Annotated in this window: 14 protein-coding genes; 2 read left to right on the top strand and 12 right to left on the bottom strand. The window is 37.5% G+C overall.

Annotation, left to right across the window (positions count from 1 at the left end; genetic code table 11):
* Positions 1-17: 17 nt before the first annotated feature.
* From proX to NMK36_RS17900, 6 genes are read right to left on the bottom strand one after another with little or no spacing between them, the layout of a single operon-like run.
* Complete coding sequence (gene proX / locus NMK36_RS17925; RefSeq protein WP_254174324.1) at positions 18-1,964, bottom strand: glycine betaine/L-proline ABC transporter substrate-binding protein ProX; 1,947 nt, start codon at positions 1,962-1,964, stop codon at positions 18-20.
* 33 nt (positions 1,965-1,997) lie between these two features.
* A complete protein-coding gene (locus tag NMK36_RS17920) occupies positions 1,998-3,200 on the bottom strand; it encodes a quaternary amine ABC transporter ATP-binding protein (protein ID WP_072719620.1) in 1,203 nt (400 codons plus the stop codon).
* A 33-nt stretch (positions 3,201-3,233) separates the two neighbouring features.
* Positions 3,234-3,422 carry a hypothetical protein gene (locus NMK36_RS17915; RefSeq protein WP_254174323.1) on the bottom strand — a complete coding sequence of 63 codons (189 nt, stop codon included), beginning with the start codon at positions 3,420-3,422 and terminating at the stop codon, positions 3,234-3,236.
* An 18-nt stretch (positions 3,423-3,440) separates the two neighbouring features.
* Complete coding sequence (locus NMK36_RS17910) at positions 3,441-4,862, bottom strand: hypothetical protein (RefSeq protein WP_254174322.1); 1,422 nt, start codon at positions 4,860-4,862, stop codon at positions 3,441-3,443.
* Positions 4,843-5,292 (bottom strand): hypothetical protein, encoded by a 450-nt coding sequence (locus NMK36_RS17905; RefSeq protein WP_254174321.1) that lies wholly within the window; start codon positions 5,290-5,292, stop codon positions 4,843-4,845. The genes NMK36_RS17910 and NMK36_RS17905 overlap by 20 nt, the downstream gene beginning before the upstream one ends.
* Positions 5,293-5,295: 3 nt before the next feature.
* Complete coding sequence (locus NMK36_RS17900) at positions 5,296-8,556, bottom strand: HEAT repeat domain-containing protein (RefSeq protein ID WP_254174320.1); 3,261 nt, start codon at positions 8,554-8,556, stop codon at positions 5,296-5,298.
* Between the two features lie 249 nt (positions 8,557-8,805).
* On the opposite strand from NMK36_RS17900, the gene NMK36_RS17895 reads away from it, so the two are divergent.
* Positions 8,806-9,918: an IS630 family transposase gene (locus NMK36_RS17895; RefSeq protein WP_254172743.1), complete on the top strand. Its 1,113-nt coding sequence runs from the start codon at positions 8,806-8,808 to the stop codon at positions 9,916-9,918.
* Between the two features lie 191 nt (positions 9,919-10,109).
* Here the strand turns inward: NMK36_RS17895 and NMK36_RS17890 are convergent, their stop codons facing one another.
* Positions 10,110-11,201, bottom strand: a complete 1,092-nt coding sequence (locus NMK36_RS17890; RefSeq protein WP_254174319.1) for an ISAs1 family transposase — start codon at positions 11,199-11,201, stop codon at positions 10,110-10,112.
* Between the two features lie 224 nt (positions 11,202-11,425).
* Between NMK36_RS17890 and NMK36_RS17885 the strand changes: the two genes are divergently transcribed.
* The gene (locus NMK36_RS17885) at positions 11,426-11,938 is read left to right on the top strand and encodes a tetratricopeptide repeat protein (protein ID WP_254174318.1); all 513 of its coding nucleotides are present in this window, start codon (positions 11,426-11,428) and stop codon (positions 11,936-11,938) included.
* A gap of 41 nt (positions 11,939-11,979) precedes the next feature.
* Here NMK36_RS17885 and NMK36_RS17880 read toward each other — a convergent pair whose 3' ends face one another.
* The 5 genes from NMK36_RS17880 to fni all read right to left on the bottom strand — a co-directional run bounded on the left by NMK36_RS17880 (position 11,980) and on the right by fni (position 18,568).
* Complete coding sequence (locus tag NMK36_RS17880; protein WP_254174317.1) at positions 11,980-13,335, bottom strand: hypothetical protein; 1,356 nt, start codon at positions 13,333-13,335, stop codon at positions 11,980-11,982.
* Positions 13,336-13,338: 3 nt separating this feature from the next.
* Positions 13,339-13,836, bottom strand: coding sequence for a DUF427 domain-containing protein (locus NMK36_RS17875; RefSeq protein ID WP_072719618.1), 498 nt, complete (start codon positions 13,834-13,836; stop codon positions 13,339-13,341).
* 27 nt (positions 13,837-13,863) lie between these two features.
* The gene (locus NMK36_RS17870) at positions 13,864-15,399 is read right to left on the bottom strand and encodes a radical SAM protein (protein ID WP_072719617.1); all 1,536 of its coding nucleotides are present in this window, start codon (positions 15,397-15,399) and stop codon (positions 13,864-13,866) included.
* A 194-nt stretch (positions 15,400-15,593) separates the two neighbouring features.
* Positions 15,594-17,420: a signal peptide peptidase SppA gene (gene sppA / locus NMK36_RS17865; RefSeq protein WP_072719616.1), complete on the bottom strand. Its 1,827-nt coding sequence runs from the start codon at positions 17,418-17,420 to the stop codon at positions 15,594-15,596.
* A 74-nt stretch (positions 17,421-17,494) separates the two neighbouring features.
* Positions 17,495-18,568: a type 2 isopentenyl-diphosphate Delta-isomerase gene (gene fni / locus NMK36_RS17860; protein ID WP_072719615.1), complete on the bottom strand. Its 1,074-nt coding sequence runs from the start codon at positions 18,566-18,568 to the stop codon at positions 17,495-17,497.
* Positions 18,569-18,581: the final 13 nt, after the last annotated feature.

The raw sequence follows: 18,581 nt of genomic DNA, 5'->3' as shown, positions 1-18,581 counted from the left end.
TTCCTAATTCCTAATTCCTAATTCACCTTTCCAATGGCTTGAGTAATTCGATCAAGTAAAATAGCCAACAAAACAATTGCTAGTCCCCCCACCGCCGCCATTCCCACATCCAAACGTCCCATCCCTTGTAATACCGTTAAACCCAGCCCTGGAACTGCAATCATCGAAGCAATAACCGACATTCCCAGAGAGAATAATACCGTTTGATTGACTCCCGCCAAAATTGTCGGGATAGCCAGGGGAATTTGCACATCCCAGAGGATTTGTCTAGGGGTTGAACCAAACGCATAACCCACCTCAACAAACTCGGTCGAGACTTGTCGAATTCCCAAATTTGTAAACCGAATTAAGGGAGGAAGGGCGTAGATAATTGTAGCAATTACTCCCGGAACTTCCCCAATTCCAAATAACATAATCACCGGAACTAAATAAACAAAAGTGGGTAGGGTTTGCATCACATCCAGAAGGGGGAGAAACCCTTGTTCAAATCGGTTACTGCGTGCACAAGCCACACCCAACGGAATCCCCACAAGAATACAAAAGATCACCGCCGTAATGACCAAAGCCAGGGAAATCATTGCTGCTTCCCACTGTCCTATAAAACCAATTAAAGTAAGGGCTAGTACGCTAAAAATTCCGACTCTTCGCCCAGCTAGTTTCCAGGTCGTTAAACCCAACAGCAGCAGGAAAATCAGAGGAGGAATTGTTAACAATAAACGGCGAATTTCTTCAAGTACCCAACTAATCGGAATCCGAATGGCTTGGAAAAAGGGGCGAAAGTGGTCTACTAGAAAATTAATGGCGGTGGTAATCCAATGAGCGAGAGGAATTGTGTAAAGTTGGAAGGGATTTAATAGAATATTTAACTTGTTTAAAGCTTCTGGGTTAGTTGGATTCGGGATACTGGATGAGGGTGCTTCGGGATTGTTATTAATCTGCTTAATTTGATTAATCCACCCTTCAAATTGGGTTTGATTCTCCTTAATCCATTCTTCAGCATGACGACGAATATCTTGGGGTTTATCTTCACCTTGTTTAATGCGAGAACTTTCTCTAGCCATATCTTCAGAAGGGATTTTAACGAGTTCAAAAAAACGTCGAATAGATGGATTATTTTCTAAAAATTTCTGATTAGCAATTACTCGATATTTTCCTTGAACCATTCCCAGATTTTTACCATTGACAGATGTATCTTTTTCAGTTACTTTTCCATAACCTGGGCGAACAGCAGTAAAAGGAACTTCTAACCAGATCACATCTTGATTTACTTTCAGAATATCACCCAACCAGAAGGGACTATAAGCATACAAAAAAACTGGTTTTCCTTGTTGGTAACGAGTTAAAGCATCTGCAATTAAGGCGGTATAATTTCCCTTATTAATTTCTACAGTATCCCGCAGTTTATAAGCATCTAAATGGTAATCCATTTCTAACTCACAACTCCAACCGGGATCGCAACCTACGAGATCTGCTTTCCCATCTCCATCGGTATCAAAGATCTTGGCAATACGCGGATCTTGAAATTGTTGTAAGTTAGTAATTTTATATTGATCAGCCGTTTTTTTATCAATTTGATAACCTTGAATCAGGGGAAACAGTAGACCCACTTTCTCTAATTTTTTGTCACCGCCCGCATTTTTATAAAATTCATTATGTCCAGGATCTCCAAAAATGGGCGCAAAATCTAAATCTCCATTCGCCACTGCGGTATAGACAGCCGGATAAGTTGCTGCTATCAGGGGCGCTATTTTATAACCGAGTTTCTCTAAGCCTATATTAATAATTTCAGCTTGAAATCGATCGTCAATCCAATCACTTGTTGCGGAACGAATCATCACGCCTTTTCCAGGTAGATCTGAATTAGTTGTGGTTTGTGCTAAGGAGGAAAAATTGATTAAACCGATTAACAATAGAATTGTTAAAATTAATGTTTTTAATAGTTTTACTCTTGAATATTTGAACATATTAGGAATTACGAATTACGAATTACGATTTTTTTAGTTAAAATTATCGCTAAACTTGCTTAGACTAGCGAGGATATCTGTGGGTTTTAAAACTCCTTTAAATTTTCCGGCTTCATCAACCACGACTAGGTTTTGTTCATGGCGGTAAAGGTGAAAAACATCTTCTAAAGGTACAGTTTCTGAAACTTTAGAAAAGTTGGTTTCCATGAATTGAGTAATATTTTTAACGTCTTGTTGAATTGCGAGATCAAGCTGTTTTGGATCAAGAAAACCAACAGGTTCTTTGTTAGGATTGAGTATATAGATTCGCTCTTTATTTGAGCTTTGTATCTGTTGGAGTGCGAGTTGATCTAAATCTTCACCGAGAATTAAGGAAAGGGTTGGACGGGTAATGGTTCCTGCTTTGAGGATTTGTCCTCGATTAACATCTTGAATAAAATCCCGGATATAATCATTAGTCGGTTGATTTAATAGTTCTTCAGGAGTCGCAAGCTGAACAATTACTCCTTCTTTCATTACCGCAATGCGATCGCCTAATTTTAAAGCTTCGGGAGTGTCATGAGTAATAAAAACGATAGTTTTGTTCAACTCTTTCTGAAGTCTTAATAATTCATTTTGCATCTCCCGGCGAGTCAAGGGGTCGAGGGCACTAAAGGGTTCATCCATCAGTAAAATCTCAGCATCCGTCGCCAACGCACGAGCCAGTCCCACCCGTTGCTGCATTCCCCCACTCAGAGCCGAAGGTCGGTAGTCGGCCCATTGAGCCAGCCCAACGACTTCCAAGGCTTCCAAGGCTTTTTTCCGACGTTGGGTTTTGCTGATTCCGCGTAACTTCAGCCCATATTCTACGTTATCAGCGACAGTTCGATGGGGAAATAACCCAAAATGCTGAAATACCATTGATATTTTAGTGAGGCGAATTTGACGAATACGTTTTTCATCAATATAGGCAATATCCTCATCATCAATATAAATGTGTCCACTGGTTGGGGTAATCAAACGATTAATACAACGAATTAGAGTCGATTTACCTGAACCGGACAACCCCATCACCACAAAAATTTCACCTGGGTTAATGGTAAAAGACACATCTGCAATACCCAAAACCTGACCCGTTGCTTGCAAAATCGCCTCTCGGTTTGCGCCTTGGGAAAATAGTTTCAGTGCATCACGACAATTTTCTCCATAGATTTTGATCAGATGTTCAATGCGGATTTTGGGTTGAGAATCATTCATGAAACATAAGTTGTAAGACGGGTAGAACTCGGTTTATAATTTATCTTTTATTTTAGCAAATATCTGCTCTGGAATAGCGTGTTCTTTGGAGTAAATAAAATTATACTTTTGTTCGATATTTAGCCAATCTATAGAAAAATCTGAAAGAATGGTTTGAGCAAACATTTCTAAGGCTTTACCTGATAAACCTTTTTCAAAATCAAACAAGTTAGATTGAAACACAGCATAAACCTTTTTCGGTTATGACTTATCTTTGATAAACCATTGATAAACTCTTTTACTAATTCCATAACCCGCTAGAACACTTAAAAGAATTGTTAACAGTGACCCTAACCATAAACTATTAATAGAAGGTTGAGTTGAATTTTCATCCAAATGTTTAGAAACCGTGAGTGTAATAGGAGTATTGAGAATTTGACCAATAGCAATAGCAGCGCAGGAACCTGTTAATAACTGTCCTAGTTTAGCCTGTCGTTCTTGAATTGTTGCTTGATCTAAACTTACTTCTGTTTGTACACTTAACATTAACTTTTCATAAAGTTCAATCCCAGGACGCAAAAAGTTAATATTGGATTCAATTTGGTCTGAATAAAATTTAAAATCTTTTTGAGCTTCAACAAAAAAATCGGGCATTTTATTATTTATTTTTTGTTCAATATTCTTGATAAGACTATCGTAGTTCGTACTATTAATTGAAATCGTTCTTTGTTGATCTTCTAAAAAAGATAGCTTTTTATAATAGTTTAAGGATTCTTGAGGCAAATTTCTAATTAACGTTAGTTTATCCAGTGTTAGATGCGATTTTTCGGTTTGACGTTCCAGAATTTCATACTTTTGATTAAGTAACTTTTTTAAAATTAGACTTTGAGAATCAAAGAAGTGAATTTTATGATAACTAAGCAACAATTCTGGCAAAAGTTGATAAACTTTATCTGCTTTTTTTTCTGTTTCTTCATTGGCATAAAGGAAAACACAAACTAATTCTATTGATTTAATAGTATATTCCTTCACTTGTTCAGCGATCACCATTTTCTTATAAATATAAAATTTGCTTCCTAAAAATTCATTTTCAATCAAGTTCTTAGCTTGAATAGAATCCTCACCCTCAACCGGAAAATTATAGTAATAATTTAAACAAGCTGCGGCTATTTCCGTAGGCGATGACACCGATTGCGGTAAAATTCCGGCTAAAATAACAGTTTTTCCTAATTTCGTTTCTAAGTTAGAAATTGGTTGTCTAAGATGGTAGAATTGCTTTAGGGATTGTACTCCATCCTGATTAGAAATATATCGCGTAAACCTTAAAAAATAAGTATCGTTTAAACAACGAACTGCTAAACGGTTTTTAAACATTCCATAATCGATATAGAGGCGATCATCATTGGGTTTATAATAATCAGCAGAAATCGCTTCAAAATCTAATAGTGATCCTGAACCTAATATATCCGGTTTAAGGGGAATTAATTTAACTAAATTATCATTGTTTTTACCTAATTCTATCTTTAAATTTTCTGCAACTTTGTTGAGATTATCACTAAATATTTTTCGCCTTTCTTTCAGACTGGTAGGAGAATCATTAAGACTATTTTGCAGCACATAATAATAGCAATGCAGCGTCGGGGATAATAATTTAATATCGGTGTTATTTGGAGTCTGAACCATTTTGATTTTCAGGATTATCTGGTTTTGGGGTTTCTTTTGCCCAATCTTGTATAAATAGACAAATATCTCGACTATCGTTTTCTAAACCATCTAAATTATCGATAGGTTGATCCGCTTCACCCCCAGGATCTCCAGTTTTTTTGAGGATGTTATTAATGCCATCTATATCGAGTTGATCGTAAATTTTCCCTAACCATTCATATAATACCTCATTCCCGGTTTGCTGACAAAAAGCAGTAATATGACTTGCCATTTTAGACCCATATAAATAATCATCAACAGGTATTTGGGTTAAATAATTAGCGATCGCTAAATAACCCTTATCCCCTAGTTTAGCATTCAGTTCTGTGCGGGGCGTTTTTAAAATTTGTTCAAACGCTTTACAGATAAAGAAATCACTCTCTGTTATCTCAATTTCAGGGTAAATCATCTTTTAGCACCCAACTAAAATAAACGCTGACCAATAATAAGGATTTTGAAAGGGAATACCTTCTAAACGATTAACCGCTCGTTCTAAACGAAACCTAGATTTTGATTCTAGCACACTTAAATCCCAAGTGTTCGCCCGTTCTCTTAATTTTTCGGCGGTACAGCAACGTAACCAGTTTTGGGCATTTTGTAAAGCGATCGCTTTATTGCCAACAGCATCAAACTGGCGGTAAAATTCATCTAGGAGAAAAGCAGTTGAAATCGAGTTAACTTGCCATAAACTCGCTAGAATTGCCTTAGCACCTGCTAATAAAAATCCGGTTGCTATTCCTAAATGCTCATCGGTTGGTTGTAACCCATCCACAACCCCTGTACAGCAAGCGGAAAGGGTGACTAAATCCGCACAAGACATCTGCATTTCGACTAAAATTGTATTCAAGGTTAAGTTATGTTGGTAATTTTCAGATAGCATTAAATAAGAATTAAGGGGATTTTTAAAATTGTATTCAGCATGACCCGAAAAATGAAAATAATGCTCATCTTGTGCGAGTTTTAAAATATCTGATTTTAAGGCGTTTTTACCTTTAATAATATGGGTTTTCTGGAATTTAGAACACTGAATAATACTGGCAACTTCCGCTTGAGCAAAAATTAGATCTTTGTCTTGGGTGGGATTTTCAACGGCAATAAAATTCTGTTGCGGGCGTTGGCGTTGTTGGCAGATTTTCCACAATAGTAAATTTGGATAATACTGGACTGAAAACTTGTTAATTAAAGGTTGATTATCGTTAATTAGGAGAGCGTGCAGAGGAAACAGATGTAAATAGGTATTCGGCACTAAAATTAAATGTTTGATTTGTTTAGGAAGATAATTTTCTAGTTGACTAAAATTAAGGAAAGCAGACAGTTTTTCTATTCTTCCTTGAACATCTAACGCTTCAATACGGGATTTATCTTTTTCTGAATAATGTTTTCCACTAATATCATTAACCCACGCTTCTGCTAAAGATTTTAAAGGATTTTTTTGAAACTCTAAATAGAGTTCTGGAGGAACAATAGGATCGGATGTTTGGGGTAAAATAATCTGAGTAATTAAGCGATTTTCGGTAAAGAAAAAATCAATAATAGCAGTATCGGAGGGTAGAAGGGTTTGAACTTCATGAAAAGAAATTGGATAAACTTGGGTTTTGGCAATAAATTCTGGTTCAGTTAAAGCGACTTGTTGATATAGCTGTTCTAATTTCTGTTTAGCAGTTTCCCATTGTTGGGAGAGTTGATCAATTTCTGGTTTAGGCAGGTTTTGTAGGAGTGCATCGGTATAATTAATTAGGGTTTTGCACTCTATTTGTTTTGCTTGTTCGATACTTTTAGTTAATTCTATATCTAGGGTTTTAGGTAAGGGAGTATCATATTGGGTAATGCGTTCGACTAAATAGCGATTTCTAAAGATTTGAGCATAGAAAAAAGCAGTTTTAAAGTCCTGAGTCTTGATAGCAAAATTAACAATTTTTTGATAAAGGTTTAAATAAGATTCCATTAAGGTGCGACGAGTAATAATATCTTGTCCCACTTGCAACCTTTCCAGACAAGCAATGATGCGATGATAGCAAAATTTTGCTTTTTGATTATGGTTGAGATAAAAATAATGATCTGCGGTTTCTTTAATTCGAGTTGTTTGTAAAAATAACTGTAGCTCATCTTCAAATTGTTCGGTTTTCCAATCCGTTATAGTATCAATTTTTGCTAAAACTTCAATTAAGCGCAAACGAGTTAAGGCAGACTGAGTAGTTTGAATTAATTCTCTTAACCCGGCAATTGCTGTTGCATTTCCTACCGCAATTTGTCCTAAGATATCAACAATTAGTTTCTCAACCTGTACTTTTTTGTTGTTGCGGAGAATATTTAATAATTTCTCAATCACTTGTGAGTTTCCTGGATCAATTTTCCCCAAAATTACTGCTACTCTGCTACGGGTATCTTCATCTTTAGTGGTATCGAGGAGTTGAATTAATACTGCGAGTACCTTGGGGTTGATAGTAGCAATTTCCCCCAGAATTGCTGCTACTTCCCTACGGGTATCTTCATCTTTATATTTAGTAGTATCGAGGAGTTGAATTAATGCTGCGCTCACCTTGGGGTTGCCTGGATCAATTTTCCCCAGAATTACTGCTACTTCCCTACGGGTGTAATTATCTTTAGTAGTATTGAGGAGTTGAATTAATGCTTCGAGTACCCTGGGGTTTCCCGGATCAATTTTCCCCAGAATTACTGCTACTTCCCTACGGGTGTAATCATCATTAGTAGTATCGAGGAGTTGAATTAATACGGCGATCGCCTTGGGGTTTTCAGTAGCAATTTTTCCCAGAATTGCTGCTACTTCCACACGAATGTAATCATATTTAGTAGTATCCAGAAGTTGAATTAATACGGCGATTACCTTGGCGTTTCCCGGATCAATTTCTCCTAGAATTGCTGCTACTCTCCTACGGGTGTCATCATCTGTAGTAGTATCGACGAGTTGAATTAATGCTGCGATCACCTTGGGGTTTTCAGTAGCAATTTCCCCCAGAATTGCTGCTACTTTCATACGGATGTAATCATCTTTAGTAGTATCGACGAGTTGAATTAATGCTGCGAGTAGCTTAGGGTTTTCAGGATCAATTTTCCCCAGAATTGCTACTACTTCCATACGGGTGTAATCATCTTTAGTAGTATCGACGAGTTGAATTAATGCTGCGAGTAGCTTAGGGTTTTCAGGATCAATTTTCCCCAGAATTGCTACTACTTTCATACGGGTGTAATCATCTTTAGTAGTATCGAGAAGTTGAATTAATGCTGCGAGTAGCTTAGGGTTTTCAGGATCAATTTTTCCCAGGATTGCTGCTACTTGCATACGGGTGTAATCATTGTTAGTATTATCGAAAAGTTGAATTAATACGGCGAGTACCTGGGGGTTTTCTGGATCAATTTTCCCCAGAATTACTGCTACTATCCTACGGGTGTAATCATTGTTAGTAGTATTGAGAAGTTGAATTAATGCTGCGAGTACCCTGGGGTTTCCAGTAGCAATTTTCTCCAGAATTGCTGCTACTTCCCAACGGGTGTAATCATCTTTATTGGTATCGAGGAGTTGAATTAATGCTGCGATCTCCTTGGGTTTGCCAGTAGCAATTTTCTCCAATCTTCGCACTGCGTCGAATATACTCGACGAATCTTTACTACTGTTTAGAGTCTCAATTAGTGCATCAATTTCCTGATCTTCCATAACATTTTCAAGTTTTAGTTATATAATATTTATTGATAATTTTTAAGGCGATTATCCATTTATTGGTGTCAACAACCGCCGAAAACTGGTGATTACAGCCGTTTGGTCGATCCCCCCCTGTCTAATCAGGGCTGTTTCATGTTTGAAAATTATAGCCTACTTTTGAGCCATAATTCTCAAACATGATAAGCTGTTAAGCATCTAAATAGGGTATAATGAAAAACCAAGTTTAGAAAAATCAATCAAAAGATGCCTGCTAAAAATCATTTAAATGAAAAGCAAGTAGAGAAACTACAGAAAAGATTGAAAGAGGAAGAAAATGGACAAATCCGAGAAAGAATCTTGATTTTATTATTGCTAAATGATGGTAAAAAGCAAAGTGAAATTGCCAAGTTTTTGGGCTGCTCATTAAACAAAGTATGTTATTGGTGTGTACATGGAGACCCTGACAAATTAGAAAGCCTAAAAGATGAAAGAATGAAAGGAAATTATAGAAAAGCCACAGACAAATATATAGAGATATTATTAGAAACAGTAGAAAAAGAACCGGAAGAATTAGGATATGAATTTGGGAGATGGACAGGAGAAAGATTGGCAACTTATTTAGAACAAATCACAGGAATCAAATTAAGTAGTTCACAAGTGAGAAAGATATTAAAGGAAAAAAAGTATGTTTATTTGTGGGCAAAGTATAGCTTAGAAGAGAAAAGAGATCCAGAAAAAAGAAAATTATTTAAAGATAAAATAGAAGAATATTTGAAAATAGCAAAAGAAAGTCCAGAACAATTACAGGTATGGTTTTGGGATGAAAGTGGATTTAATTTAAGAGTGATAAAAAGAAAGAATTGGTGTAAAAAAGGGAAGAGGAAACAGATTAGAGGAGACAGGAGGAAAGGAAGAGTTAATGTGATGGGAGGATTGAGGTACTCGGATAAAAAAAGATTTGTAGAATTTCTGGATAAAGGAAATGCAGATAATTTTTATCAAGTGTTAAAAAGTTTTTATCAAGAGCTAATTTATGAATGGGTATTAGCGGGAAATCAAGCAGAAGAATTTGTAGAAAAAGGAGCTAAGATCCTGATTATTCTTGACAATGCAAGTTTTCACAAAAAAGAAGAGTACCTAGAAAAAATTAAAGCAGAAATGCCGAATGTCTATTTAGAATTTCTTCCAGCATATAGTCCAGATTATAATTTAATTGAATTAGTCTGGCATTCAGCTAAAGAATATATAGCTCATCGACTCTTTAAATCAGTTGATGAGCTAGAGTGTTTATTACATCAGCTTTTAAATGAAGGACAGTTATCTATTAAATGGGGACGTAAACTTAAAAACAAAGGTAATGCTATAATCACAGTTTAAATACACAACAGCTTAGCTATTTTCAGAAGAATTAATAGGGGATATAATTAATATTATCTATCAGTTATATCCCCTATTAGTCTAAACAGCATAAATACCCCTATTCCCTACGGAGTAAGACTTACATTCCTCATTCTTTTATCTATTTTCTCTAAATTAATCGCTCTATTCTTTAAGTTTTAACGTTGGGTTCAAGAGATAGCCAGTAATTTCTTCCACTGATTTCCTAACCACCTTCTTCCCTCTGTTATTGATAAAAATCCTAAACCTCTGAAAAGATTCAATCCTAGGGTGTTGAGCAGTGCCCAATTAGTCGCCGCTTGTACTTGATTAATTTTCATACTATCCTCTTTAAATAACACATCTTTTACCCAATGAACTTGATTCTCAATCCCCCAATGCCCTTTAATCTTTTGGGAAAAAAATTCTGCTTTTTCCCAGATACTACTTATATAATAAACCGTTTCTCTATAAGGCTTTTTTCCTCTGTATCCCCATCGTTCTACCTGAATTATACTTTGAATATGTTCCCAAGGGCTTTCGATTTTTATCGGATTTTTAAACACTGATACCCGACGAGTTATTTCTCGTCCATGACCCCGCTCTTTTTGAGTATCTATACTTTCAGCTTTCGTCGTTTTTGTGATTTTTTCGATTTGATTATACAGTTTGATTTGATTCTTCTTAACCGCGATTAAATAATCGTTTCCACTCTCCATAATCTTTCTTGTTGTGGTGACATTACAATGTAACGCATCCGCCGTTATTAACTTTCCTTTTAGACCACATTTTCCTATTATCTCTTGGGCTACAGCTTGTTCTGACCCGGTTTTACTCTCGAACTTTTCCGTCGCTAATACTAATCCGGTTTCTTGACTAAATAGAGATACCATTATTACCATATTTTGTCTTTGATTTCCGGGGTCTTTTACCGTACTTCTTAAGCTTTTTCCATCTATTGCTAATCCCTCTATCCCCTTTAATTTAGGAGAATTCTCTCTTGACCATTCTTTTACTATTTTGCTTAAATCCTTCTCGTCTACTCCTCTCATTACCCTCCTTATTGTTGAATAAGATGGCATTTCTTCACTATAGAGCTTGAATGTTCTTTTCAGGATAACTTCGTTCGCTTTGACAAAATACCCCATCTCTCGATATCCTTGATGCCCTGACATCACCCCTAAAACTACTACTAATAACACTTCCCATAACCTATACCTTTTTCCCTGACTTTTTCTAAAATCCTTGACTTCTTTTAATTTTTCTATTAAACTTGTTAGCATCTTTATTTGACAAAAAAATCAGCGACCGCTCTTGATTTTATCAGGTAGCGATCGCTATTTCTTTACTCTTTTTCACCCGACTTTGAAACAGCCCTGCCTGTCTAATGGGGGTTAGGGTGGATCTAATACTTCAGATCAGATCAACAGACTTATGGTTTTCTAGCCTAATTTTAGCCGAAAGTTGACACCACTGTCGCCCATCTCTCCCCAGGAGTTAACTTATTATGAATCCATCGCCTGATGCTGAACACTGGTTTGATCAAGGTTTGAATGATTATGATCAGCAACAATATGACCTAGCTTTAAATTGTTTTCAAGAAGCAATTAAAATCAATCAACAGTTTATTCCCGCTTGGATTTATCAGGGAATGACCTTAGAACAAATGGGAAAATATGAAGATGCGATCGCCTCCTATAATCAAGCGATTGACATTAATCCTAATATAACCGATCTTTGGTATAATAAAGCCACAACGTTAAGTTATTTAAAACGATACCCAGAAGCCCTAGTCTGTTTTGATCAAGTTCTGGAAATTGACCCCAATCACGCTTTTTGTAAAACAGCCCGTTCTCTAACCTTAGCCATTTTATCTAATCCTCGCAAGCCTTATCAACCCATAATTGAAACGGAGGAACGTGAACCCTTAACTGCTGAAGCAGAAGCGTCGATGCAACTTCAGAGAAGTCGGGAAAGTTATACCTCTTTATCACAAATTAATGAAATAGATGAATATTAAAGCCACAAGAAAAATTAGCAGTATCAGTGAACAACTCATTTTTATAACTGATCTTTGAGTTGAGCAAAAAGCTGATCAGGAATGGCGTGTTCTTTGGAGTAAACAAAATTATATTTTTCTTCTATACTTTGCCAATTTATAGAAACATCTGAAAGAATTTCTTGAGTAAACATTTCCAACGCTTTACCCGATAAACCTTTCTCCAAACATTTTTTCATCAGCAAACGGCTTTCATCGATTTCGCCAATACATTCAAACGGAGTATGGGTTGATAAACCTAACATTTCTCGAAATGTAGGCTGTAAATCTTCATCATCAAATAAGTTAGATTGAAATACAGCATCAACCTTTTCATGCTGACAAAAAGCCATTAACCCCAACCAAACATAAGCACATTTTGGGCATTTTTTACACCAAGGTTTTTGGATATTACAGGAATAGATTGTAGAAATAACTTCGGGATATTTGCTTAAGTTTTGAAAGATGCGGAAGTCGTAAATCGGTTGTAAGATGCTAAAATATTTAAAGTTGGATAAAAGATGATCTCGAACAAATTGATCTAAAATCTGTTCAGATTCCAGACTTTTACCCCATTGATGATTAACTTCTTGTCCAATTTCTGACCAAAACAGATTTCCTGTATTAGCACTTTTTTCATGGGCTAAACATAAATAATTGTATCCTCCATCGAGCATTAAAATTAAGGATTCAAAGATAGAAACAGGGGTTTCTGGGGCGGTAATTCCTGAATTTTCGGGAAAATAAAGTTGGAAAAAGGGAAAGTCAACGAAATCGTCAAAAATTGAGATTTTATGGCTTTTAATCGGTTGAACATTTTCCAATACTTGAGCAATTAATTGATGTTGTAAATCAGCTTTGCCATAAACACTATGAGAATATTGCATAGAAGCGAAAGGAATTTCTGCTTCTTGCAACATTTTCATTGCTAAAATACTATCTTTGCCTCCTCCACAACCTGTCAGAATTGTATGATTATCCCCTAAAATTGAAACCGGATGACTTTCTCCTAATGTTTGTGAATAAATGATTTCAGGATGTTGATAATTGGTAATATTATTTTCATACCAATGTTGACCAAATACGCCTTGATAGATTTTGATAAATAAATCTAAAACAGGCTTTTCCAGATGGGGAGAAATTTTTGAAATATCGTAATATTTGGGAAATAAAGAACAGAATTTCATGCCTTCAAATAAGGCAATATGGGCAGTAATGCGTTCTATTAAGGGTTGAGAATACTTTTCTATCAGGGCTGAAAATGAGACATCATGATAAAAAACTTTCGTGGAAAATCGAAATTGATCGGCACGATAGGAGATATCAAGATGATGTTCATGAATTGCCAAATCATCTATTTTAATGACTTCAATTTTCATGACTTACCATCCATAAGTCCCAGGGCTACCTTTAAACGGCCCCACAATATCAGCCGTAATCCATCCCCCATAAAACTCCCCCGGTTGAGGGATTACTTGCTCATCGTTAACATAGCAAGCATCCATTAAACTAGCAATAAAACCATAGTATTCTTGAATCGACTCAAAACCGGGGGTCGGTTCAAAATAACACCAAGCGGCATGGTTAATATATTGATCACCGATGCTGACATCGTAATACTGATATCGCCCTTTCCATTCACACAATCCTTTTTTGGGTGTTGCAATCAGATGTTCTAATTTAATGTCTTCTGGAGGAAAGTAATAAGTTGGAGGATGGCTAGTTTCTAAGACTCTTTTGCCTCTATTGGTTTCGGCTAAAATAATCCCCTTACAAATCACCTTCAGATGTTTATTTGTATCTTCTAAACAAGCAGGACGGGGATAATCCCAAACGGATTCTTGACCGGGTTCTGGTGGAATAGGATTGGGTGTTCTCATTGTTGTATAACTGGGTAGAATTTCTGTTTAACTAGCGGTTGATAGTTTGGTCAGTCCGCCATGATAGTTAATCAATTTAGATTCAGCTTTGCCAATTTGAGCTAATCGAAATTGCCACTCAGAAATCTCTTCATAACTGAGGTGGTGGGTGTCACAACAGGGCGTCCATAAACCACCCACAATTGAGGGATCATCAAAGCGTAATAAACCCGATTTACGGATATTTTCGCCTTGGGGTGTTCCGGGTATGGGAGAAATAGAATAGGAAGCAACTTGAAATTCTAAATCTGGGTTAATTTCTCGCAGTTGTTGATGTAGTTCTAAAATGGCTTCTTCAAGACGCAATAAACTGTCATGGTTGTCATCAGGAAATCCAATGATAAAACCATAGACAATTACCGGAAGACCGACTCGAACAATGGCTCGCATCATCTCACAATGTTGCCGCCAAGGGAGAAGCTTTGCATAGGATTCTCGGCCAAAAACCGGACGTTCGGCGGGAATATAACCGAGAAACCCCCCAACTTTGCCATCCCATCCCCAAAGGGCTTCGATTAATTCTTCGTCTGGTGAAAGGTCTGTATGATCATAGTTACGTCCTCGGCCTAAAGTCGCTTTTCTCAGTTCCAAACCATTAGGCCATAAAAGCGGCATTCCAATTTCTCTGGCGCCTTTAGTAATTTTTAGAACTTCTTCTCGTCCCTCTGGAAACAAAACGCGACCCAGAAATTGATCAGAACCCATCACTGTACATTTTGCCCCGGCTTCCTTCTGACGAGCAATCCATTTGAGGGTGGTTTCCGGTGACATCCGCCGATAACCTGATGTGTAGGTTGGGGTTTGGCAAAAGTCACATTTGCGATCGCACCCAATATCAGGATAGACTGAGCCGATGGGTACAAGGTCTTCAATAAAAGGCTCTTCTGAATATTCTTGGCCCAAACATTGCTGGGCTACGTCCACCGATGGCAATGCCCACTCATCCGGGCTCATGGCTTTAGTACGGTTGGGATAAGAACGACCATCCGCAAAAAGTACACCCGTCAGCTTTTCTCGTGGCAGTGTTCCCACTACATCGTCAAAAATCGGCCAATTGGCTGCACCGGATTTATCAGTGACGATGGCTGTTGCACCCGCTTTTAGGTAATGTTCGGGTTCAGCAATAGCATCAGAACCGCCCACAACAACGGGTTTGCCTTTACTGGCGAGATGGGCGATGGTCATACAGGTGACTTGGCGTTCTTGGGTGTAGTTAACCGTCACTCCCCAAGCATCATAAGCGTCTGGATCGACATCAAAAATCCGTCGCCCCACATAAGCTTTGGTCAGATTCATGCCTTTCCAGGTCACTTCTCCAAAGGGTTCTCGACAATCACCATCTTTGAGATTAACCAATTGAGCATCGAAACCACCCGCTTGTAAGTCAGCCATTAAAACCTGCTTACTGAGTAGAGTATTCCGTCGATATAAGGCTGTCCAATTATGCCCCTCTTCGTCATATAATCCCAGGGCGGGTACTTCCACAAGTCCAATGGTCGGAGCCTTTTTTGAGGGTAATGTCATGAGAATCTCCTAAAAACAGAGGGAAAATTTTAATGTCACTGGATGTAGATTGTTGGAGACATCAATCTCTAAGTTTATAGACCTATAGGGAGGGGGAAATTTCAGAATCTGTTTATGTTTTATTGATTGTAGGGGTAGTCTTTAGGATTTTCAATACCAAACGCACCCATCGTTAATTAATCTTTACGATTTCTTTATTCAATTCTTAAATTAAAGGGTAAACGAGCATAAATTCCTTTGGGATCATTCATTGTTGTTAGGGTCGATAATTCCTCTTTAAGTCTGAGAAATTCATCTGTCAAGGGATCAACAGGCATCGCTACGGAATGTCTGGTATTTTCTCCAGATAAATTTTCCAAGATTCGTTCTTCTAAGCTTCGAGGTTTCGGAGCTTCTTGTAATGTCCAATTATCCCCTAAATTCGCTTTTTTAACGGCTGCTGCGATCGCGGCATCTAACCCTCCAATTTCATCGACTAACCCTAACTGTTTGGCTTGTGATCCTGACCAAACTCGCCCTTGAGCAATTTCTTGAACTTTAGTCTTGGGTAATTTGCGATTCGTGGCTACATGAGAAACAAATCGTTCATAAATTAAGTCTACAATCCGTTGTAGTTTTGCTAATTCTTCAGGGGTTTTCGGGCGACTAATGCTTTGAATATCGGCAAATTTACCCATTTTAACAATATCCCAAGTAATGCCATTTTGACTAGAAATATCTTGAATATTAAATAACAATCCAAACACCCCAATTGATCCAGTAATGGTATTGGTTTCGGCAAAAATTTGATCCGCACCCATTGAAATCCAATATCCCCCGGACGCGGCATAATTTCCCATCGAAACAATCACAGGTTTTTGCTTGCGGATCAGTTCTATTTCCCGTCCAATTACCTCTGAGGCTGTGGCACTTCCCCCTGGACTATTAACCCGTAAAACTACTGCTTTTACCTTTACATCTAAGCGAAGTTTTCTTAATTCTTTCGCTAACCGATCTCCTCCAATTTGAGTTGAGGTTCCTTTTCCATCAACAATTTCACCCTCAGCATAAACAATGGCAATTTTATTATCGCTATTTTTATCGCCACTATTGTTTTTAGCAACATCAGGTAGTTTTGAATAGGAAGTAATACTGATTTGGCGAAATTGCTTATCCTCTTCTGGAGATTCTCCCGTGATTTTTTTGAAGTTAGTAACCACTTCATCTCCATAAGCAATCTGATCTACCAGCTTTCCTTTTAATGCCGTATTTGCTAATAAAATTCCCTCCGTATTAGAAAAAGCTTGTAACTGTTGGGGTGTAACTTGACGACTAGGAGCAATTGTTCTTAACCATTCTCCCCAAATATTTCCTAACAATTGTTGGGTTTGTTGCCGACTTTCGGGACTTAATTTTTTGAGTAAAAAAGGTTCAACGGCTGATTTATATTTCCCCACCCGTGTAACTTGCACGCCAATACCATATTTTTCTAATGCACCAGTTAAAAACATGACTTGAGAACTCAAGCCTTTAATATCTAAAGAACCTAAAGGATTAACAATGACTTGATTCGCCACGGAAGCTAAATAATATTCCGGTGCTGTCCAGTCCATATCATAAGCAATAATGGTTTTCCCGCTATCTCTAAACCGTTGTAAGGCTTGACGAATTTCTTTTAAATTAGCTAATCCTGCGGAGGTTGGACTATTAGTTCCTTGCAAATAAAGGGCGATAATATTCTTATCTTTGCTGGCTTGATCAATGCTTTGAACTAAGGTTCTTAATTGAATTTCTGTGGAAGTATTTTCGGATAAGGCTTGTTGTAGTGCTTCTGAAGTAGAGGGATTAGGGCCAGTATCACTAACACTTAAGGATAAATCAAATACCAATACGGATTTATCTTTAACTTGTGGCCCTGAATCTTGACTGGCACTCATAATAATCAGGAAAATTAATCCACCAATTCCCATTGTGGTAATTAAGACAAGTCCGATTAAATTTCCTAATAAACTTGCCAATGTAAACTTGAAAAAATCTTTCATAATTATGATTCAGGGATAGGGTTAAATCTATTGTAATTAATTTCAATTAGGAGGGAGGAGAGGGAGGGATGATTTTATTTTTCCAGAGTTAATGCTCCTGATGTTTGCAGTTCAGAAAGGGTACGATTATTCGTACAAAAAAGAACCGTAATCAGTTCAGCTTGTAAAATTTCCACTAAAGTATAGACGGCTGCTTCAGACTCAGCAGCGGCTTGCAAAAACGGCCATGCTAACCCGGCTAAATTTGCACCCAAGGCGATCGCTTTTGCCGCTTCTAAACCATTGCGTAATCCCCCGGAAGCAATTAACGGAATATCGGGGGAAAGTTCGCGAATTTTGCTAATACAATCAGCCGTTGGAATTCCCCAATTGGTAAAGGTTTCCCCTAGGCGACGTTGTAAGGGGTCTTGAGCGCGTTCTCCTTCAATTTTAGCCCAAGATGTGCCGCCTGCGCCTGCAACGTCAATGGCAGCAACTCCGGCTTCGATTAATTGTTTTGCCATGGCTGCATTAATCCCATTTCCGACTTCTTTAGCAATCACAGGAACAGGAAGTTGAGCACATAATTGTTCGATTTTAGGGAGTAATCCTCTAAAGTTGGTATCGCCTTCGGTTTGAATACATTCTTGTAAGGGATTAAGATGTAAAATTAAGGCATCGGCTGCTAATAAATCAATGGTTTTTCGACATTCTTCTAAACCATATTGATAATTTAACTGCACCGCTCCTAAATTGGCAAAGAGTAAAATATCAGGAGCAAGGGATCGCACGGCAAAAGTATCAGCCACATCAGGATTTTCTACCGCTACCCGTTGGGAACCCACCCCCATTGCAATATTATAGTGTTGAGCGACAGCCGCTAACCGATGATTAATTAATTTTGCTTGTTGTGTTCCCCCGGTCATTGAGGAAATTAAGAACGGTGATCCTAATATTTTACCTAAAAACGAGGTTGTGATTTCAATTTCACTGCGGTTTAAATCCGGTAAACAACAATGGGTAAAATGATAACGTTCTAATCCCGTTGTTGTTTGTCGAAACTGCACATCTTCTTCTAAGCAAATCCGCAGGTGATCTGCTTTGCGGCTTTCAATTTGAGTAGAAGCAATATCCATCGGAACAGTATTCGGGGAAATTGACACAGACATTGAGTTTCAATAA

Source organism: Planktothrix pseudagardhii (assembly GCF_904830925.1).
In the GTDB taxonomy this organism is placed as follows: domain Bacteria; phylum Cyanobacteriota; class Cyanobacteriia; order Cyanobacteriales; family Microcoleaceae; genus Planktothrix; species Planktothrix tepida.
Note: the sequence above shows the minus strand (reverse complement) of the source record. Positions and strands in the feature narration are given on the sequence as shown.